The organism is Bradyrhizobium huanghuaihaiense (assembly GCF_025200885.1).
GTDB classification, from domain to species: Bacteria; Pseudomonadota; Alphaproteobacteria; order Rhizobiales; family Xanthobacteraceae; genus Bradyrhizobium; species Bradyrhizobium huanghuaihaiense.
In genome coordinates, this window is sequence record NZ_CP104172.1 from 7826569 (window position 1) to 7846403 (window position 19835).

Below are 19835 nucleotides of genomic sequence, written 5' to 3' on the forward strand. Positions count from 1 at the left end.
TAATATGCCTATTATGGGAGAAGTGTCAATGGACGAGTCGGTTCTTTGCTTGGCCCCGCGCCAGTTCGCCGTGGAGCCGATCCTGGAAACTATTGGGAGCTTTGGAGAATTCGGAATGACGGTCGAACTGGAAAAATTGCCGCGACCGGGGGGCCGGCTGAAAATTCAAAAGCGGGCCGATCTCGTCACCGAAGAGATCAAGCAGCTGATCACGCAGAAGAACCTTTGTCCGGGCGACAAGCTTCCTATGGAGAAGGAGCTTCAGCGGCTGTTTTCGGTCAGCAAGAGCACGATCCGCGAGGCTCTTAAGTCGCTCGAGGTGCAGGGACTTATCACCATCAGCACCGGCCCGACTGGCGGGGCGACGATCATGGAGGTCCCGCTCGAGCGCACCTTTCAGCTGTTGCAGAACTACCTGTTCTTCAAAGAGGTCAGCATGGAGGACATCTATGCGGCGCGGCGCCTGCTGGAGCCCGAATTGGCTGCCGGCTCGGTGCCGTTTCTGTCGAACGAGCAGCTCGACGCGCTGGAGCACAACATCGAAACGTGCCAGCCGACCTCGCAGGAGCCGTCTCTTCTGGTTCGTCAACGCCAGGCCGATCTCGACTTTCACGACATCCTGGCTGCAGCAAACCCCAATCCCTTCCTGCGCTTCGCATGCGAGCTGATCAACGAGATGCTTCGTCGGCTGGTTGTCTTCAGCACCCAAACGCCTCCGGAGGAGCACACCAGATTCGGATGCGCCAACGTCAGGATTCACACCGAGATCGCCAAGGCCGCCCGCGCACGCGACAGCGAGCGCGTGCGCGCGCTCATGAAAGCGCATATGGGGGAAGCGTCAGAATACGTGAAGCGGTTGGATGGCCGACTCGATGGTCGACTTATCCTCGACTCGGAGATGGCGCCGCGCCCGCGGCCGCTGTCCTGATCGACGTTCTACCTGCAGAAGACGGTCAGTTCGCAGCAATACCAACCCAACCCGGAGCTGCCGGCTCAGAACTAGGCCCCGTGTGAGAGGCGCTGCTCCACGATCCGATCGGCCTGCTCCCAGCTGTCAGATACAGGAACAAAGAACTTGATCGTCTGATCCCAATTTAGCCAATACCACTCACCATCCCGCTTCCGATAAGAGTGCCGGTGAACGAAGCAGCCCCAAACTGCCTTGCCTGATAGAACCGGGGTTTCCCATGCGCTCCAGTGGCCGTAAGCAGCATCACTTCCGGGGCGCACGTCGAATACATAATTGCCTGCATAGTGAAGGCAGAAGGTCTGCGCCAAATCCGCGAACAGTTCCTCCATAGAAGGCCTTCCCATGCACCTGAGCTCGCCGCTCTTAAAGCATCCGTTAGGGAGGAATAGCGAAGCGAGCGCTTTCGGATTGTAAGCCTCGCCGGTCGAACCACCGGTGTCACAATGCTCGAAGAATTCGACGACCCTCTCACGAAGACGTTCAATATCCTCTAGCCTTGAGATGCGCGCCTCAAGCAACATTGCCGTCCTCACAAGACTGTTGGGGCCACGTCCACGACTTTGAGATTCGTTCTTCCGCCCACCCGATCCGATAATCGGAAATGAACTTCACCGTGAACTCAGCGCGAGACGTTAACCATTGCGCATTGCGCTTTACGTATGCATCCTTGTAAAGACCAGCCATCAGCATCGGCTTGCCTCCAACCGTCAGCGGCGCCCAAGTCGTCCATCGCCCCGTCGCGCTGCTCCCATCGGACGAGATCTCGATAATCTGGTTCATCATGAAGTTGAGCGAAAACGAGATCTTGGTCTTGTATGACGCCAAAAACTCCGACAGCTGAGCGTATCCCCGGTAGACTCCGAAATGCAGCGACTCCCAAGTCGCATCCTCATTGAAGGTATTGAGGACTGCTTGAGCAGGGCCGCTCACGTTGATCATTGCATCCAGACTGCGCGCATATTCACACTTGAGTTGTCGAACGGCTTCGATGTCTTCGAGCTGCGCGATGCGACGCTCGCTATCTTCGAGTTTATGGATCACGAATTACTCCAGGCAGTGGGCTATTTAAAGCGGACTTGAGAGAAATGGTGCTCTCGCATGCATTTCCCGCAAATATGGAAATGCCGCAGGGACTCCGGTTAGCCGGTCTAGGGCACGGCAAGGCCGACGCGGCCGGCAAGCAGATCCTCACGGCTTACCTCGCCCGTGATACGACCTTTCTGAATGCTGAGCACGCGATCCGAGAGCGAAGCAATGAACTCAAGATTCTGCTCGACAACAATCATCGAAAGGGATCGGCGCTTCCTCAGCGCGAGCAACGTCTCGATGATTTCCTCGATGATCGACGGCTGAATGCCCTCAGTAGGTTCGTCGAGCAGAATCAGCTTTGGATTGGCGCAGAGACATCTTGCAAGCGCTAACAACTGCTGCTCCCCTCCCGAAAGTGCTCCGCCAAGCCGGTCCAGCAGACGGACAAGCCTCGGAAAATCTGGACCTTCTTCGGCTGGGTCTCGAGTGCGAGCGATTTCCGCCGCGCCTTTGCCCAGACCGAAGCCGTTCCAGCCAAAGAGGATACGCTATGACCGACCGCGCCATCATTCCACCGGGCACCCACGCCCCCATCGCCCCGTTCTCGCCGGGCATGATGGCCGACAACGTGATCTACGTGTCGGGCACGCTGGCCTTCGATGCCAACAACGACGTCGTCCACGAGGGCGATGCCGCCAGCCAGACCCGGCACATCCTGGAGACGATCAAGCGTGTGCTGGAGACGGCGGGCTCGAGCCTTGCCGACGTCACCTTCAACTCGATCTTCATCACCGACTGGGCGAACTACACCGCGGTCAACAAGGTCTATGCCGAGTATTTTCCGGGCGAGAAGCCGGCGCGCTACTGCATCGAGTGCGGCCTGGTGAAGCCTGCCTGCCTCGTCGAGATCGCCTCGATCGCACACAAGAGGGCGTGAGGTGGCCGTACTCGACGCCGGCCAGGCCGCTGCGACCGGCGGCGCACGCTTCAAGCTGCCGCCTGCACTGAAGATCGCGCTGCTCCAGATCGCGCTGCTGGTCGCGCTGCTCGCGGCCTGGGAACTCGCGATCCGGTTCGGGCTGATCGCGGTCTATCTCTACGGCCAGCCGAGCGGCATTATCGCGAAAGGCGCCAAGCTGATCGCAAGCGGCGAGCTGCTCCGCGACGCCGCGCTCACCGCATGGGAAGCCATCGCCGGCTTCCTGATCGGGACAGTGCTCGGCAGCGCGGCGGGGCTGTCACTGTGGCTGGTCCCGACAGGAGCTGCGGTGCTGCGACCTTATCTCGTCGCGCTCAACGGCCTGCCAAAAATCGCGCTGGCCCCGCTGATCATCCTCTGGTTCGGCATCGGCCTCTCATCAAAAATCGCGATCGCGACGATCATCACCTTCATCGTCGCCGTCATCACCGCGCTGCAGGGCGCCAAGGAGGTCGACGCCGATCTCGTCAAGCTGCTGCGCTCGCTCGGCGCTTCGCGCTGGAAGACCTGGCGCACCGTCATCGTCCCCGGCGCGATGCCGTGGATCGTCGCGGCGTTCCGCCTCAATGTCGGCTTCGCCCTGATCGGCGCCGTCGTCGGCGAGTACATCGCCTCCAAGGAGGGCCTCGGCTACATGATCTACTATGCCGGCGTGCTTTACGACCTCAACGCGGTCTGGGTCGGCATCGCGACGCTGATGGCGGTGGCGCTGCTGATGTACGGCGCGATCGACCTGATCGAGCGCCGCCTGCTGTCCTGATCCGAAACCACATCACTTCAACAGCTGGGACGTCATGGCTTTTGCACGCGGCAAGGATGCCGAGATCTATTACGAAGTTCACGGGCGCGGCACGCCGATTGTGCTCTCGGCCGGCATGGGCGGCAGCGGCTCGTTCTGGGCGCCGCAGCTCGACTCGCTTGCGAACCGCCACCAGGTCATCCTCTACGATCACGTCGGCACCGGCCGCAGCGCAGCTGGCCACCGCAGCATCGCCGGCATGGCCGACGACATCGCCTGCGTGCTCGACCAGGCGAACGTCGACGCGGCCCACGTCGTCGGCCACGCCATCGGCGGCATCGTCGGCATCGAGCTGGCGCTGCGTCATCCGAAACGGCTGCGCAGCCTCACCGTCGTGAACGGCTGGGGCTGCGCCGATCCGTTCCTGCGGCGCTGCTTCGAAATCCGCAAAGCGCTCCTCAACCACTCCGGTCCGCAAGCCTATGTGCGGGCACAGCCATTGTTCCTCTATCCGCCGCAATGGATCTCCGAGAACATCGCCCGTCTCGATGCCGAGGAAGAGCGCATCCTGAAACACTTCCCGTCCGTCGCGACGATGAACCAGCGTATCGACATGTTCCTGGCGTTCGAGGGCGGCAGGCGCCTCGCCGCAATCAACGTGCCGACGCTGCTGGCTTCCGCGAAAGACGACGCGCTGGTGCCGGCCTATCTCACGCGCGAGCTCGCCGCTGCGATTCCCGATGCGCGGGTGCACGAGGTCGATTTGGGCGCACATGCCTTCAGCGTGGTCACACCAGAAGTCTTCAACGACACGCTGCTCGATTTCTGCAAGGAGGTGGACCGATGAACGCGTTCGCGCACGATCTCGCGGAAGCGGCGCCGATCGTGCTGCGCGCCGACAATGTCGGCGTCACCTTCGACGGTGCGGGCCGGCCGGTCGAGGCGATCCGGAAAGTGGACTTCGAGCTCCGCCGCGGCGAGACGCTGGCGATCGTCGGCCCTTCCGGCTGCGGCAAATCTACTCTGTTCAACGCAATCGCAGGCCTGCTGCGGCCGACCCGCGGCCATGTCGAGGTCGGCGGCCGCCGCGTCGACGACGCCGCCGGTCATGTCGGCTACATGCTGCAAAAGGACCTGCTGCTGCCGTGGCGCAGCGTGCTCGACAACGTCATGCTCGGGCTGGAGATCCGCAAGACGCCAAAACCTCGCGCGCGCGAGATCGCGCTGGAGCTGATCCGGACTTACGGCCTCTCTGGCTTCGAGCATGCCAAGCCGGCCGCACTCTCCGGCGGCATGCGCCAGCGCGTCGCCATCATGCGCACGCTGGCCTTCGACCCTGAAGTAATCCTGCTTGACGAGCCGTTCTCGGCGCTCGACTTCCAGACCCGGCTGCTGATGCAGGCCGACGTCTCCCGCGTCATCGCCGAGCGCGGCAAGAGCGCCATTCTCGTCACCCACGACATCGGCGAAGCCATCGCCATGGCCGATCGCGTGCTGATGCTGAGCGCCCGCCCGGCGACGGTCCAGTCAATGCTTGTAATCGACCTGCCGCGCGCCAACTGTGACCCCGCAGGCCTGCGCACCGCCCCGAAGTTCCAGGAGTATTTTGCGAAGATCTGGGCCGATCTGGAAAAGCCCGGCGGCTTGGGGTAGGCCGAGTACCCGCGATTACAGGGCTGATGCGACAAAGCTATGCCACTAGAAGCGCTAAAAGTTAGTGCGGTACCCTAATGGATCACGAGCCACGAGCTGGCATCACCTCCCCGACGAGGAGCCGGCTCGCCAATGGCCGCTGTGAGCGCAAGCAACGAAATCGAAACGAGGATTTCCACGCATAAGCTTCTCCATCACTGCTGACGTCGGCTGGTGATCGCGTGTTGACCCCTAGCTGCTTGGATCAATAGTTCCAGCGGCGCGAAGATCACGGACGTTCTCGATGGCAATCTAGCCTTCAGGTACGAATCCCGAGGTAGCTTGTGCGATACCGCGACGTGCAACGGAAGCATGGTGTTAAATCGTTCAATCGCTGCCCCCGAAACATCAAGACAGGCCTTCGACTAGCGGGCGCTGCAGGTGCCGCGTCATCAGTTCGGCCGCTTCCGCATAGTGGCGCGCCTCCAGCAGATCGAGCAAGCGCAGATGCTCGCGCACGTGACGGCGCATGCCTTCACGGTCGGCGAAGCTGCGGTAGGCGAACAGGCGACGGATCGAGTTCACGCGCTTGAGCGCTTCGAGGAAGAAGGGATTGCCCGCCCCGCGGATGATCTCTTCGTGGAATTCGCAGCCGGATTGATAGATCTCGCCTATGGTCATCTTCTCGAATTCGCCGCCGAGGACGCGCTGTTGCCGCTCACGCAATCGCGCGATCACCTCATGCGATAGCGCGTAGCTCGGCTGCGCCATCGCCGCCGGCTCGATCACCACGCGGAACGCCATCGCCTGAGCCTGCGCGGCGGGGCTCGACACCGTCTCCGCAAAGCGCCAGCCATAGCCCGGCAGGCGCGCGATCCAGCCCTCGGCCGCGATGCGATCAAGAAGCCGCTGCAGCTCGGCCCGGCTCAGATCATAACGGCGCATCAATTCCGCCTCGGTGACGTCAGCCGAAAGCCGGCTCGCCAGTACGTCGCCGGCAATGCTCGCATAGACCTGTTCGCCGCGCCTGACGGCCGCGAGCGCCGGCTGGGCCGCGCCGCTGGTCGGATTCTTCGCCAGCACGAAGCCGCGATGTGGCTCGCCGCGCGCAAGGCCTGCGGCTTCCAGCGCCTTCAGCCCGAGCCGGATCGGGGCGCGCGACAGGTCGAGCGCGTCCGCCAGCCTCTGCTCGATCAAACGATCGCCTGCCTTCATGCCGTCGCGCCGGGCGAGCGCCATGATCAAGCCGGCGAGGTGCTCGGCGCGCTCGGAACCGGCTTTGCCTTGGGAACGTCGGTAACTTTGGGTAGCCGTCATCGCAGTGCACGCAGTCTTAGGGCTTGACAGACTGTCCCACGGATTGTTCTTTTATGCAACAATATACAATCGACCTAGGGAGACTCACATGGCCCGCGAGCCCGATTTCCACATTTGCGAAGTCGCGCCCCGCGATGGTCTCCAGAACCTGGACATCTTCGTTCCGACCGAAGCCAAATGCGCGTTGATCGACACGATCGCGGCCGCGGGCGTACGCGAGATCGATGCCGGGTCGTTCGTTCCGCCGAAGGTCGTGCCGCAATTCGCCGACGTCGATGCGGTGATGGCGCATGCGCTCACGCACAAATCGACCACCATCGGCGCGCTGGTGCCGAACCCGAAGGGCGCCGAGCGTGCCATCGGCGCCGGCGTCGACGTCGTCTATTTCGTCATCTCGGCCAGCGAGACCCACAACCGCGCCAACGTGCGCCGCTCGGTCGACGAACAGGTCGAGGGGTTTCGCGCAGTCCGCGCCGCGATCGATGCCCGGCCGGCGAGCCAGCGGCCGCAATTGATGGGCGCGATCTCCACCTCCTTTGGCTGCTCGCTGGAAGGCGAGGTGAGCGAAGCGGCGGTATGCCGGGTCGCGCGCGCTTTTGCCGAAGCGCGTGCCGACGAGATCGGGCTAGCCGATACCGTCGGTTATGCGACGCCCAAATCGATCCGGCAGATCGTCGCTGCCGTGCAGCGTGAGGTCGGAACGCAAATGACGCTGCGGCTGCATCTGCACGACACGCTCGGTGCGGGCCTTGCCAATGCCGTCGCCGGCCTCGAAGCCGGCATCCGCCGTTTCGACGCTGCCGTGTCCGGCCTCGGTGGCTGTCCCTTTGCACCCGGCGCGCGCGGCAACATCGTCACCGAGGATCTCGTGTTCATACTGGAGCGCATGGGACTCTCCACCGGCATCGACCTGGACCGCCTGATGCAGACGCGCGAGATTCTCGCCCGCCACATCCCGGCAAGCCATCTGACCGGCCATCTGCACGAAGCCGGAATTCCCAAGGTCCTGCGGAGCGCGGCATGACCACGGCTGCGCGCGAGACGGCATTGGAGCTTCGACCGCTGGCGGGCCTTCGGGTCATCGAGTTCAGCCAGATGGTGATGGGGCCGAGCTGCGGGCTGATCCTCGCCGATCTCGGCGCCGACGTGATCAAGGTCGAGCCGCCCAAGGGCGACCGCACCCGCACCTTCAAGGGGCCTGCCGCCGGCTTCTTTGCGACCTACAGCCGCAACAAGCGCAGCATCGCGCTGGATACGTCGACCGCGCAAGGCCAGGGCATCGCACGCAAGCTGATCGAGAACGCCGACGTCCTGATCGAGAACTTCCGGCCGGGCCTGCTGAAGCGGATCGGTCTGGACTACGAAAGCGTCGCGGTCTTCGCACCGCGTCTGATCTATTGCTCGCTGAAGGGCTATCTGCCCGGCCCTTACGAGAACCGCCTCGCGCTCGACGAGGTCGTGCAGATGATGGGCGGCCTCGCCTACATGACCGGTTTGCCCGACAGGCCGATGCGCGCGGGCGCTTCGGTTAACGATGTCATGGGCGGCATGTTCGGCGTGATCGCGATCCAGGCTGCGCTCGCCGAGCGGCAGCGCACCGGCCGGGGCCGCTACATCCAGAGCGCGCTCTATGAGAACAACGTGTTCTTGATGGCGCAGGCCATGATGTGTGAGGTGGTCAGCGGTCAGCCCTCGATCCCGTATTCGATCAAGGACAGCCCGTGGCCCGTTTACGATCTCTTCGACACCAGGGATGGCTCAAAACTGTTCGTCACCATCGTCGGTGAAGAGCAATGGGAAGCGTTCTGCCGCGCCTTCGATCGCAAAGCCTGGCTCTCGGATCCCCGCTTTGCGAGCAGCAACGACCGGGTCGATCATCGCAGCTGGCTGATCCCGGAGATCGCGAAGATCTTCAAGCAATGGGACAAGGCCGATCTCGCCGCGCGGCTCGAGCAACTCGATCTGCCCTACGCCCCGGTGAACAAGCCCGGCGATCTCTTCGACGATCCTCATCTCAACCGGTCGGGTGGTCTGACCGACATTCGGCTGCCCGATGGCCGGGAGGCCAAGACGCCGCTGTTGCCGATTTCCATGGACGGAATGCGTCTGCCCAATCGCTACGATCCTCCCGGGATCGGTCAGCACAGCGGCGAGATCCTGAGCGAGATCGGCGTGTCGCCGGACGAGATCGAAGCGCTGCGGCAGCGCGGCACGATCAAGGTTGCGTCGTCCTGACCCGGCCAGCCCGACTGAACAAGAACCAAGGGAGGAGGAGCACATGAGCATGACGAGGCGCCAGGCGCTGATCGCGGGCTGCGCATGGGCCGGCGCGTCGCTGCTGCCGGGACGGTTGCACGCCGAAACGAAACAGGTCTCGCTCGCGTTCGGGCCGGTCTCGCCGGTCTACGCCATCGGCATGATCGCGGAACTCAAGGGCTACTTCAAGGACGAAGGGCTCAATTCCAAGCTCGTCACGGGTAACGCCGGTACATTCGGCCGCCAGACATTGGCGGCGGGGCAGGCGCTGTTCGCCCACGGCGATGCCAGCCATCCGCTCCAGCTCGGTGCGCGCGGCAAGCCCTGCAAGATCCTGCTCGCGACCGAGATGGTGTGCTCCTATGCCAACATTATGGTCCGGCAGGACCTCTACGACAGCGGCATCAATTCGGTCGAGAAGCTCGCGGATTACAAGCGCCCCGACGGCGCCAAGCCGATCGTCGCCGCGACCGCCATCGGATCGGGCACCTGGGTATTCGGCACCTATGTGTTCGAAGCGCGCGGGCTCGGCACCAAGGTGAACTGGGTCGCGGGCGGCGGGCCCAACACGATGTTCCCTTCGCTACAGACCAAGCAGTTCGACGCCATCATGGCGCCACCGAGCTGGATCGTCGAGGTCGAGAAGAAGGATTTTGGCCGGACGATCTACGACACGTCGAAGCCTGGCGTGTTCGACAGGGATTTCGGCGGGACGCTGCCCGTACTCGTGATCTACACGCTGCAGGACACGGTCGAGCAGGACAAGGCGATGGTGCAGGCCTATGTCAACGCGGTCTACCGCGCGATGGCCTTCGTCAAAGCGGCGCCGCTTGCCGAGGTGCAGGCTCTGGTCACGCCGAAATATTTCTCAGGGATCGATCCCGATGCGGTCAGCGCCGAGCTCGGCTTCGACAAGTCGACCTGGGCCTATGACGGTGTTATCGACAAGGCTTCGTTCGAGCGCGGCGCCAAGCCCTGGTACCGCAAAGGGACCGACATTCCCGAGACCAGGTACGGGGATGTCGTCGACATGAGCTTTCTCGAGACCGCCAGGGCGAAATACAAATGATCGTCGCGCCAAGCCAGGGCCTCGCGCTTGCGCGCGATGAAGATCAAGCAGCGGCTGCGCGCACGCGCATTACCGTGCAGGGGCTCGCAAAGCGCTTCAACGCCTCCGGCCGCGAGTTCTTGGCGGTTGATGACGTTTCCTTCGAGGTCAGGCAGGGCGAGTTCGTCGCGCTGCTCGGTCCGTCCGGCTGCGGCAAGAGCACCATCCTCAACATGGTCGCGGGCCTGTTGCCGCGCTCGGGCGGACGCATCCTGATCGACGGGGAGACGGTCGAGACCGGCAAGGTCAATCCCAGAGTCGGTTACGTTTTCCAGCGCGATACGCTGTTTCCCTGGCGGACCGTGGAGCAGAACATCGGCTATGGGCTCGAGATCGCGGGAGTGCCGAAGACCGAGCGCGCCGGGCGCGTCGCTTCGGCGGTCGAGAAGGCCGGGCTCTCGGGCTTTGCGCAGAGCTTTCCGCGCATGCTGTCCGGCGGCATGCGCCAGCGCGTCGCCTTGATGCGCACGCTGATCCTGGAGCCCGAGATTCTCTTGATGGACGAGCCGTTCGGCGCGCTCGACACCCACACCAAGCTCGAGATGCACAAGACGCTGCTGGAGATCTGGGAACGCGAGCAACAGACCGTGCTGTTCGTGACGCACGATCTCGGCGAAGCCCTGACCTTGGCGAGCCGCATCATCCTGCTCTCCGCCCGGCCCGGGCGCCTCAAGGAGGATTTCGACGTCGCCATCCCGCGTCCGCGTGATCCCGTCGCCGTGCGAGAGACCGCCGAGTTCGGCCGCCTCTATTCCCACATCTGGCACTCCCTCGGCGAAGAATTTCGCCGCACCAGGGCCGACTGACCATGTCCAACAGCCGCACCTCCATCCTGTTCTGGCAACTGGCCATCCTTGTCGCCATTCTGGTCGTCTGGCAGTGGGGCTTCGAATGGAGCAAGGCGCTGCTGCCGAAAGCGTACGTGCCGAAGATCCTCGATCCCTATTTCGTCGCCAAGCCGTCGCTGATTTGGCAGAGCTTTCTGCGGCTTGGCTGCTTCGCTGACGCCGCCGGCTTTGCCGCCTGCGTCACGGGCAACGACAACAATCTGTGGCTTGCGACGCTCGTCACCTTGAAGAACACCTGGTGGGGCTTTCTGTTCGGCTCGGCGAGCGGCATCGCTGCTGGCCTCATTCTCGGCCGGTCGGATGTTCTGGCCCGCGTGTTCGGGCCCTATATCGTCGCGCTCAACTCGATCCCGCGCATCGCGCTGGTGCCGCTCGTCATCCTGATCTTCGGCCTCGGCGACCTCTCCAAGATCGCGACCGCCTGGCTCGTCGTGTTCTTCGTGGTGTTTTTCAACACCTTCGAGGGCACGCGCGCGGTCGACCGCGACCAGATCGCCGCCGCGCGCCTGCTCGGCGCCAGCGAGTTCACGGTGCTGCGCACCGTCGTGATCCCGTCCGCGCTCGCCTGGGTGTTCGCTTCGCTGTTGCCCGCAGTATCCTTTGCGCTGATCGGCGTCATCGTTGGCGAGTTCATCGGCGCAGAGCGCGGGCTCGGCAAGCTCATCATTGAAGCGGAGGCGCGCGCCAACGCCAGCGAGATGATGGTCGCCATCTTCGTCATGATGATCGTCGGCATCTTGCTGGCGGTCGCCGTCCGCGCACTGCAGTCCTATTTGTTGCGGTGGCAACCGCAGTTCGAGCACTCGTCATAGTTTCTGCGGCTTCGACTGTGGGCCAGTATCATGGCAGATGCGGTTCATTGACATCGGAATCGCGGAACGTCGCTTCCCTCTGGTGCCTTTCGCAGTAACGCTACTGATAAAGTGGTGCACGGACCCCTCGCCGCTATTGAATCTCTGCAACAGAGACACAGGTCCGTAGAGGAACCGCTTCGCTGAGCGACCGCCATCTCCAGTAACCGGAATCCAAGGACGCTCCATCGAGCATCTATGGAGTCTGATATGCCCGCTTCTATCAGCCTCGATGGCGAGTGGCCGCCGGAGTTTCTTCCCTATCTTACCGGCCTCCTCGAAGCCGTTTATTATGGGTTATGGCTCCCTGCGTGAATCATTCCCAAGGCGACCCGTTACCACGAGGCGCGAAGAGAAAAAGTGCATATGGCAGCATCTAGCCTTGCACATCGTGGTCGCACTTCTGGCGATGTGACTGCGAGCCAGTCATCTAAGAGAACGTCCAGCAAGATGCAAAAACGAGCGGGGCGCCGTTTGCCGCGCGAGCGGATTGAGCTAGGCAGATAGGGCAGATTCGCGCTCCGTTTCGTTTCAGAGAGAAATCAGAGCACAGGTGAATGCGGCTCACCAATGATTGCAAAGTTCTCATTTGTCGGCCGGTTCCGCCCCGACGCAGACTAGCCCCAAAAGTCAACGCTCTTGAGCGTTTTGGGGAGGATGCGTGCTTCTACAACGCCAACTGGCGTCCATTCAGGTTGCGGGCGACAAGCCCGGACCCGCGATGCGCCCGCGCTGCAAATCCTCGACATAGATGAACCTATTTTTCTTTCGGCCAGGTCGCCGCCGACAGCGTCCGTTCACGCCTACGGCTGGCTAACTCGCCAAGGATCACGTGAGAAGCGCTCCGAAGCCGGCTCTCCCGGACTCCGGACGCCCAAGAGGAGGAGGAAGGGATGAAGTTCAGGACGTTTCTCGGCGCGGCCGCAGTGCTAGTGCTGGCTGCTGGTTCGGCGCCGGCGGCCGACAAGGATGCCGCCGACACCGCGGTCGAAGCCGCGAAGAAGTATGGGGGTGCGACCATTAGCATCGTCTGGGAGGCCGGCCTCCAGTCTCTGGACCCGTTGAACTATTCGGGTCCGCAATGGGAAAAGCTCACCGGCATCAAGGTGAAGGTGGTCGAAGTGCCGACCGACCAGATGTTCACCAAGATCATGCAGGATTTCAAATCGGGCGCCGGGGCCTATGACGCGCTGAACGTCATTCCATCCTGGATGCCCGATCTTGCGCGTGCAGGAGCGCTCGAGCCGCTCGACAAATATGTCGACAAGTTCGGCTACCGCGAGGAGTTGCAGGACGTCGCCGCCGCCTATCGCGACAACCAGATGCAGTATGACGGGAAGATCTACGGCTTCCCGGACGACGGCGACGTGATGTTGCTCTATTACCGGAAGGACATCTTCGAGGATCCGAAGATGAAGGACGAGTTCAAGGCCAAGTTCGGCTACGAGCTGGCGCCGCCAAAGGACTGGAAGCAGTTCGACGAGATCGGCCAGTTCATCACCGACAAGATGGCGCCGAAGGTCTACGGCGCCGGATTCTTTCGTACCGCGCCCTATCCGCAATACATGTTTCAGGAGCGCTTCCGCATGGAGGGCGGCAAGTTCTTCAATGCAGACACCATGAAGGCAACGGTGAATAGTGACATCGGCCTCAAGGTGTTCAAGGAAATGCTGGCGGAAAACAAGTTCATGCCGCCCGGCGTCGAGCAGTGGAATTTCGTCGACAATCTCGCTGCGTTCCTTCAGGGCACGACCGCCATGACGATCTCCTGGCCGCCCTACGGCCGCTGGGCCGCGGGCTATGGCTCGGGCGAGCAAGCTTTGAAGTGGGTGCCGAAATCGCAGGTCGCCGGCAAGGTTGGCTACGCGCTCACGCCTCTCGGCCGCCCTGAGCTCGGCGTCGGCTTCGATTTGTCGGTGTCCGCCACCAGCAAGAACAAGGAGGCCGCCTATCTCTTCATCCAGTGGCTGAACAGCAAGAAAACCAGCATCGACCAGCTCCCCTATACGCTGCGCGATCCGTTCCGCCTCTCGCACTACGCAAGCGAGAAATACCGCGCACTCTGGCCCGATGCTCCAGCCTATCTCGACACGATCAAGACGTCGGGCGAGAAGGGCCTGCTTGATCTCTCGCTCCTGCAACAAGACAAGTACGACGAAGCGATGACCAAGGCGATCTCGAGCCTCTGGGCCGGCGAAGATCCCAAGGCCATTCTCGATCGCATGGCGCAACAGTTCGACTCGATCACCGAGAAGGTCGGCATCGAGAACCAGAAAGCCGTCTACAAGGTCTGGGCCGCGAAGCCCGGTGCCTACCCGCAATAGCTGCTTTGGACAGCGCACGGGAGGCATCGCCCTCCCGTGCGGCCGTTTCCTGGACAGATGATGACACTTTCCGAGAGTCTCAAGGCTGCCGAGCAGCGCCGCCCCAGCCGCTTCGGGCGCATGCTCGAAGACCGCCTGCCCTATCTCATCGTCGCGCCCGCCATTCTGATCCTCCTCCTGGTCGGCTTGTTTCCCTTGATCTACTCGCTGATCGTGAGCTTCCAGCGCATCACGATGACCGAGAACGACACCTCCTTCGTTGGCTTCTTAAACTATGCGGAGCTGTTCAGGGATGCCCGCCTCTGGGCTTCGCTCGGCCACACCGCCATCATCACCGCGGTCGCCCTCCCCCTGGAGCTGCTGGTCGGATTCCTGATGGCGCAGCTCTTCATCGATCGCATGCCGGGTCGACAGATCTTCGTCGCGCTGCTGGTGCTTCCGACGGTGATCTCTCCGATCGTCGCGGGTGCGACGTGGCGTCTGATGTTCGACGTCCGCTTCGGCCCGATTGGCCAGATCCTGAGTTTCTTCGCCGGCGAACCGGTCCGGATCCTTTGGACGGTCAATCCGGCCTACGTCTATCCGGCGATCATCATCTGCGAGGTCTGGCAGTCGTCGCCATTCATGTTCCTGCTACTGCTGGCCGCGCTGTCGAATGTGGACCAGTCGCAGCTCGAGGCTGCGGAGATCGATGGGGCGTCGTACCTGCGCGTGCTTCGCGCGATCATTTTGCCGGCGATCGCGCCGGTGGTCGCCGTCGCCTGCCTGATCCGCGGACTCGATCTTGTTCGCATCTTCGACATCATCTGGGCCCTCACCGAAGGCGGGCCGGGCTCGATGACCGAGACCATCTCGCTCTACACCTATGTGCAGGGCTTCTCGCAATTTGAGACCAGCTATACGGCCGCGATTTCCTTCCTGGTGATTGCGCTGCTCACGGTTATCACCACGCTGGTCCTCAAGCGCATGGAGCTTGCGCGATGAGGGTCGGCAAGCTACCGGCGAGAAAAGCTCGCATTCTCGCCGTCCGCTATCTCGGCGCTGGCGTCGTGACCCTGCTGTTCCTGTTTCCGGTCTATTGGTTGTTCATGATTTCGTTCAAGACGCCGGACGAGATCTATCACGTGCCGCCCCTATGGATACCCGGGCAGATCCAGTTCTCGAACTACTATGTTCTGTTTAGAGACGGCGACGTTCTTGCCATCCTGAACAGCCTGATCGTCTCAGGCGTCAGCTCCGGCATCGCAATCGTTCTAGGGACGCTTTGCGCCTACAGCCTCGCCCGGTTCGGCACCGGCGGGGAAAACCTAGCGATGTGGATCATCTCCCAGCGCATGATCCCGCCAATAGCAGTCATCTTCCCGATTTTTCTGATCTACGTCTATTTCGGCCTGGTCGACGGCTACTTTGGACTGATCCTGCTCTATACGGCGTTCAATCTTCCCTACGTGATCTGGATGATGCGCGGCTACATCGTCGATGTTCCGCTGGAGCTCGAGGAAAGCGCGCTCGTCGACGGCCTGAACCGATGGGAGGTGATCTGGAAAGTCGTCTTCCCGATGGTCCGCCCCGGTCTCATGGCGACGTCGGTCTTCACCTTCGTGTTCGCCTGGAACGATTTCCTATTCGCGTTGGTGCTCACACGCACCGAGGTCATCACCTTTCCGGTCATGCTGACGCACTATTTCGGCGGCCAATCGAATTTCTGGGCGAAGATCGCGGCGATGTCGGTCCTGGGGACGTTGCCGATCTTCGTCGCGGTCTCGGTGATGCAGCGCTATCTCGTGCGCGGCATCTCGTTGGGCGCAGTCAAGGGTTAGGGAGAGCGGAGTGGCTGACGTCAAGTTGTCCGGCGTGCACAAATATTACGGCAGTGTGCATGCGGTCCGGGGGGTGGATCTCACCATCGCCGATGGCGAATTCGCTGTGCTGGTGGGGCCGTCCGGCTGCGGCAAGAGCACTCTCTTGCGAACCATCGCCGGTCTCGAGGATCCGGATGGTGGAACGATCACCATCGGGGGCGCGGTGGTCAACGATCTGCGCCCGCGCGAGCGCAATATCGCGATGGTGTTTCAGAACTATGCGCTCTACCCCTATCTGACCGTAAGCGAGAACATCGCCTTCGGTCTGCGCGCCCGCAGGACTCCCGAGATCGAGATCAGGAAGCGCGTCAGTGAAGCCGCCGAGATGCTCGGCATCGGCAATTTCCTGCAGCGCTATCCGCGGCAGCTCTCCGGTGGACAGCGTCAGCGCGTCGCCATTGGCCGCGCCATCGTCCGCAAGGCCGACCTGTTCCTGTTCGACGAGCCGCTCTCGAATCTCGACGCTCAGTTGCGCGACGAGATCCGCACCGAGATCAAGCGCCTGCATCACGAGATCACGACGACCATGATCTACGTTACCCATGACCAGGTCGAGGCGATGACGCTGGCCGACCGCATCGTGCTGCTGCGCGACGGACAGATCGAGCAGCAGGGCGCACCGCTCGAGTTGTTCGAGCAGCCCCGTACGGGGTTCGTCGCCGGCTTTCTCGGCTCTCCCTCGATCAACCTCATCCCGGCGACCCTCAGGACAAACGGTCTCGAGGCAGCCGTGGTGTTTCAATCCGGCGGTGAACTGACGCTTCCGAGCGCGAAGGCGAGGCCGCTGGCCGGTATGGATGGGCGAGAAATTCTCGTCGGCATTCGGCCCCAGCACTTCAGTCGAGCCGGCGGGCCGTTGCGCGAAGGTGTGGTCCCCTATTCGGCCACTGCCGATCTCATTCAGCCGACAGGGACACGCACCTTCACCACCATCAAGATCGGCGGCACCGATGCCGTTGCCGAACTGCAGGCCCATGACGTCAGCAGCCATGGCGAGCGAATTGATCTCGTCATCGACCTCAATCGGGTGGTGCTGATCGACCCGGCCAGCGGCCTGGTTATCGCATAACGAGAGCAACATTCGAAAACGGGAGGGATGAATGGCGTCGACACTGTTTGCAACCGGAATTGGCGCGCCGGAGGGGCCGGTGTGCCTACCTGACGGCTCGATGTATGTCACGGAGATGTCCGCGTCGACCCTTTGTGTCACGCGGCTCGATCCCCGCGGCAACCGCCGCGTGATCCGAACGACCGGCGGCCGTCCAAATGGACTGACGACCGACGGCCACGGCCGCATCTGGATCGCGGAAGCTGGTTTGCGGGCGCTGATCTGCATCGACGAGGGCGGCAACGAGATCCGGCGCATGCAGGGCGAAGGCGCGGAGCGCTTTCTGTTTCCGAACGACCTCTGCTTCGGTCCGAACGGATTGCTCTACATGACCGACTCCGGAATGGCCGCCGAGGATTTCATCAACGGCCAGGCCTTCGTCGACGGGTATATGGATCTCGACTGGGACGGCCGTGTATACGAGATCGATCCCGCAGCCATGAAGGTGCTCCGCGTGCTCGATCGCAAGATCCGCTTCACCAACGGCATTGCCTTCGGTCCCGACAACCACCTCTACGCCAACGCGTCCTTCACGGGCGAGATCTACCGATATGACGTGCTTGGCGAGGCAGCGCCGAAGCGCGTCGTCTTCGGCAACGTGCTGCAGCCGGATGCCAATCCGGACTTCAAGGGACCGGACGGGATGGCCTTCGGAACGGACGGCCGGCTCTATTGCACGGTCTACAACCAGAAGAACGTTACGGTGCTAGACCGGCGGGGTGAGGTCGCCGATCGTCTGGTCCTGGACGGACCCCAACCGACCAATTGTGCCTTTGCGCTCGAAGGCAGGAAGCTACGCGTCACTGAGGTCGGCAAGGGCCAGGTCGAGGAGATCGACATGCCTTGCGAAGGTCTCCCGCTGCATCTGCCGAAATTCGCCTGACGAGATTCCCTCGCGCTGTTTCGCGAGAGCGCCTCGCCCGTTATCAAAGGAAGCCGATCGAGAGCCAGGGCACGGCGGCAACGATCAGCGTGCCGATCAGGAGCGCGATCATATAGCCCACGATCGGCTTCATGCCTTCGTCCGGATTGATGCGGCTGATGGCGCAGGCCGCATAGTAGCCGACGCCGAACGGTGGCGCGAACAGGCCGATGCCCATGGCGAGGACGACCACCATCGCGTAGTGGACGTCGTGCACCCCGACCTGCCGCGCGATCGGGAACAGCAGAGGACCGAACAGGACGATGGCCGGGATTCCCTCCAGCACGCTGCCGAGGATCACGAAGGTCACGATCGTAACTGCCAGGAAGACAGGGACCCCGCCGGGAAGGCTGGTCATGAATTTGGCCAGAGAGGCCGAAAATCCCGACTGGGTCAGGGCCCAGGCCATGCCTGTCGCCGCGCCGATGATGAGCAGAATCGCCCCTGACAGCGAGGCCGTCTCGACCAGCATCGGATAGATGCGGCGCCAGTCGAACTGGCGGTAGATGAAGAGACCCGCACAGGCCGAGTAGAGGATGCCGATGGTCGAGACCTCCGTTGCGGTCGCGACGCCTTCGACGACGGCGGTCCGGATCACGAACGGCAGCGCGATGGCCGGTATTGCGATGACGAAGGCGCGGCCAATCTCGCGGGCCCTCGCCCTTTTGACGTGGGACAGGTCCTCGCGGCATATCGCCACCACACCACGGCCCCGAGCATAACCGCGAGCACCACGCCCGGAAGCAAGCCGCCGGTGAACAATGCCGAGATCGACACGCCGGTCACCGAGCCGATCGTGATCAGGACCAGTGAGGGCGGGATCGTCTCGGTCTGGGCGCCGGTCGCCGCGAGAAGCGCAACGAGGTCTCCCGGTTTGGCTCCCCGCTGCCGCATCTCGGGAAACAACACCGGAGCTACAGCAGCCATGTCCGCCGCCTTGGAGCCGGAAATGCCCGAGACCAGATACATCGCTCCGACCAGCACGTAGTGCAATCCACCGCGCACGTGGCCCAGGAGGCTCGCCAGGAAGCTGACCATGGCGCGCGCCATGCCAGTCATCTCGATCAGGAGGCCGAGAAATACGAAGAGCGGCACGGCGAGCAGGATCAGGTGGCTCATGCCCTCGTCCATCCGTCCGATCATCACCACGTCGGGCGTGCTGGTCGTCAAAGCGAGATAGCCGACCGTGGCGAGGCCGAAAGCGAACGCGATAGGCACGGCCGCGAACACCATGGCGCCAACCACGACGACGAAGAAAATCAAAAGATTCAGATTGCCGAGCGGCTTCAAGACCGGCGCCAGCAGAACGAACGTCGCGATGATGCCCGCGACGATCGCCAAGGACGCCAGCAGGCTGCGCAGGCTCGCGATGCGGATGAGCCGGAGGACCGCTGCGATCAGCATCAATCCGATCCCGATCGGCAAAGCCGCCGCACGCCAGCTATTGACGATCTCGAGCGCCGGCGTGGTGACGAATGCCTCGTCTGCGGCGAATTCATAGGCGGGCCAGACGACGAGGACGAGAAATGCAAGCGACGCCGCGGCCGCGACGACGTCCAGAAACGCTCGAACCTGAGCACTGAGAACGCCCACGATCGCGGTCATCCGCATGTGCTCGCCGCGCTGGAACGCAATCACGGAACCGAACATGGCGAGCCAGAGGAAGAGAATGCCCGCGAGTTCGTCGGACCAGATGATCGGCGAGCGGAACACGTATCGACCTACGATGCCGGCAGACAGAACCGCAATCTCCGCCAGCACGAGCAGTGCTGCCGGGACCGCGACGACATGACCAAGCACCGTGTTCGCCGTTATCACCCAACTGCGCGGGGCTGCCTTCGACGCGCCGGCCGCCATACCGGCATCGACACGCGGCGTATGGCTCATGCT

18 protein-coding genes and 2 pseudogenes are annotated in these 19835 nt (G+C 62.6%); 15 read left to right on the plus strand and 5 right to left on the minus strand.

Annotated features, from left to right (window positions below; all coding sequences use genetic code 11):
- The first annotated feature begins 28 nt into the window (after nt 1-28).
- The gene (locus N2603_RS36945) at nt 29-928 is read left to right on the plus strand and encodes a FadR/GntR family transcriptional regulator (RefSeq protein WP_260386022.1); all 900 of its coding nucleotides are present in this window, start codon (nt 29-31) and stop codon (nt 926-928) included.
- Between the two features lie 71 nt (nt 929-999).
- Here N2603_RS36945 and N2603_RS36950 read toward each other — a convergent pair whose 3' ends face one another.
- From N2603_RS36950 to N2603_RS36960, 3 genes and pseudogenes are all read right to left on the minus strand, one after another.
- Nucleotides 1000-1491 (minus strand): nuclear transport factor 2 family protein, encoded by a 492-nt coding sequence (locus N2603_RS36950; protein ID WP_260386023.1) that lies wholly within the window; start codon nt 1489-1491, stop codon nt 1000-1002.
- On the minus strand, nt 1481-2011 hold the full coding sequence (locus tag N2603_RS36955; RefSeq protein WP_260386025.1) for a nuclear transport factor 2 family protein: 531 nt from the start codon (nt 2009-2011) through the stop codon (nt 1481-1483). Before N2603_RS36955 ends, N2603_RS36950 begins: the two co-directional genes overlap by 11 nt.
- A 107-nt stretch (nt 2012-2118) precedes the next feature.
- Nucleotides 2119-2460 (minus strand): annotated as a pseudogene (locus N2603_RS36960) (ATP-binding cassette domain-containing protein); the annotation flags it as partial.
- An 89-nt stretch (nt 2461-2549) separates the two neighbouring features.
- Here N2603_RS36960 and rutC point away from each other — a divergent pair.
- Genes rutC through N2603_RS36980 form a run of 4 tightly spaced genes read left to right on the plus strand, consistent with a single transcriptional unit; the run spans nt 2550 to nt 5370 of the window.
- Entirely contained in the window at nt 2550-2936 is a 387-nt protein-coding gene (gene rutC / locus N2603_RS36965) for a pyrimidine utilization protein C (RefSeq protein ID WP_260386026.1), read from the plus strand.
- 1 nt (nt 2937) lies between these two features.
- Nucleotides 2938-3738 carry an ABC transporter permease gene (locus N2603_RS36970; protein ID WP_260386027.1) on the plus strand — a complete coding sequence of 267 codons (801 nt, stop codon included), beginning with the start codon at nt 2938-2940 and terminating at the stop codon, nt 3736-3738.
- A gap of 34 nt (nt 3739-3772) precedes the next feature.
- The gene (rutD, locus tag N2603_RS36975) at nt 3773-4564 is read left to right on the plus strand and encodes a pyrimidine utilization protein D (protein ID WP_260386028.1); all 792 of its coding nucleotides are present in this window, start codon (nt 3773-3775) and stop codon (nt 4562-4564) included.
- Nucleotides 4561-5370 carry an ABC transporter ATP-binding protein gene (locus N2603_RS36980; RefSeq protein ID WP_260386029.1) on the plus strand — a complete coding sequence of 270 codons (810 nt, stop codon included), beginning with the start codon at nt 4561-4563 and terminating at the stop codon, nt 5368-5370. Before rutD ends, N2603_RS36980 begins: the two co-directional genes overlap by 4 nt.
- Before the next feature lie 387 nt (nt 5371-5757).
- Here the strand turns inward: N2603_RS36980 and N2603_RS36985 are convergent, their stop codons facing one another.
- Complete coding sequence (locus tag N2603_RS36985; RefSeq protein ID WP_260386030.1) at nt 5758-6666, minus strand: GntR family transcriptional regulator; 909 nt, start codon at nt 6664-6666, stop codon at nt 5758-5760.
- A gap of 88 nt (nt 6667-6754) precedes the next feature.
- Here N2603_RS36985 and N2603_RS36990 point away from each other — a divergent pair, with 88 nt between their 5' ends.
- The 10 genes from N2603_RS36990 (at nt 6755) to N2603_RS37035 (ending at nt 17906) form a co-directional block, all read left to right on the plus strand.
- A complete protein-coding gene (locus N2603_RS36990; RefSeq protein ID WP_260386031.1) occupies nt 6755-7690 on the plus strand; it encodes a hydroxymethylglutaryl-CoA lyase in 936 nt (311 codons plus the stop codon).
- Nucleotides 7687-8901 carry a CaiB/BaiF CoA transferase family protein gene (locus N2603_RS36995; protein WP_260386032.1) on the plus strand — a complete coding sequence of 405 codons (1215 nt, stop codon included), beginning with the start codon at nt 7687-7689 and terminating at the stop codon, nt 8899-8901. Before N2603_RS36990 ends, N2603_RS36995 begins: the two co-directional genes overlap by 4 nt.
- 43 nt (nt 8902-8944) lie before the next feature.
- Nucleotides 8945-9991 (plus strand): ABC transporter substrate-binding protein, encoded by a 1047-nt coding sequence (locus N2603_RS37000; RefSeq protein ID WP_260386033.1) that lies wholly within the window; start codon nt 8945-8947, stop codon nt 9989-9991.
- Complete coding sequence (locus N2603_RS37005; RefSeq protein ID WP_260386034.1) at nt 9988-10836, plus strand: ABC transporter ATP-binding protein; 849 nt, start codon at nt 9988-9990, stop codon at nt 10834-10836. Before N2603_RS37000 ends, N2603_RS37005 begins: the two co-directional genes overlap by 4 nt.
- Nucleotides 10837-10838: 2 nt before the next feature.
- Nucleotides 10839-11690, plus strand: a complete 852-nt coding sequence (locus tag N2603_RS37010) for an ABC transporter permease (RefSeq protein WP_260386035.1) — start codon at nt 10839-10841, stop codon at nt 11688-11690.
- A gap of 932 nt (nt 11691-12622) precedes the next feature.
- Nucleotides 12623-14053 (plus strand): ABC transporter substrate-binding protein, encoded by a 1431-nt coding sequence (locus N2603_RS37015; RefSeq protein WP_260386036.1) that lies wholly within the window; start codon nt 12623-12625, stop codon nt 14051-14053.
- Between the two features lie 60 nt (nt 14054-14113).
- Nucleotides 14114-15037 (plus strand): carbohydrate ABC transporter permease, encoded by a 924-nt coding sequence (locus N2603_RS37020; RefSeq protein WP_260386037.1) that lies wholly within the window; start codon nt 14114-14116, stop codon nt 15035-15037.
- On the plus strand, nt 15034-15873 hold the full coding sequence (locus tag N2603_RS37025) for a carbohydrate ABC transporter permease (RefSeq protein WP_260386038.1): 840 nt from the start codon (nt 15034-15036) through the stop codon (nt 15871-15873). The genes N2603_RS37020 and N2603_RS37025 overlap by 4 nt, the downstream gene beginning before the upstream one ends.
- 10 nt (nt 15874-15883) lie before the next feature.
- The gene (locus N2603_RS37030) at nt 15884-16984 is read left to right on the plus strand and encodes an ABC transporter ATP-binding protein (RefSeq protein ID WP_260386039.1); all 1101 of its coding nucleotides are present in this window, start codon (nt 15884-15886) and stop codon (nt 16982-16984) included.
- A gap of 31 nt (nt 16985-17015) precedes the next feature.
- Nucleotides 17016-17906, plus strand: a complete 891-nt coding sequence (locus N2603_RS37035) for an SMP-30/gluconolactonase/LRE family protein (RefSeq protein WP_260386040.1) — start codon at nt 17016-17018, stop codon at nt 17904-17906.
- Nucleotides 17907-17949: 43 nt separating this feature from the next.
- Here the strand turns inward: N2603_RS37035 and N2603_RS37040 are convergent.
- Nucleotides 17950-19832: pseudogene (locus N2603_RS37040) on the minus strand (TRAP transporter large permease).
- Nucleotides 19833-19835 lie beyond the last annotated feature (3 nt).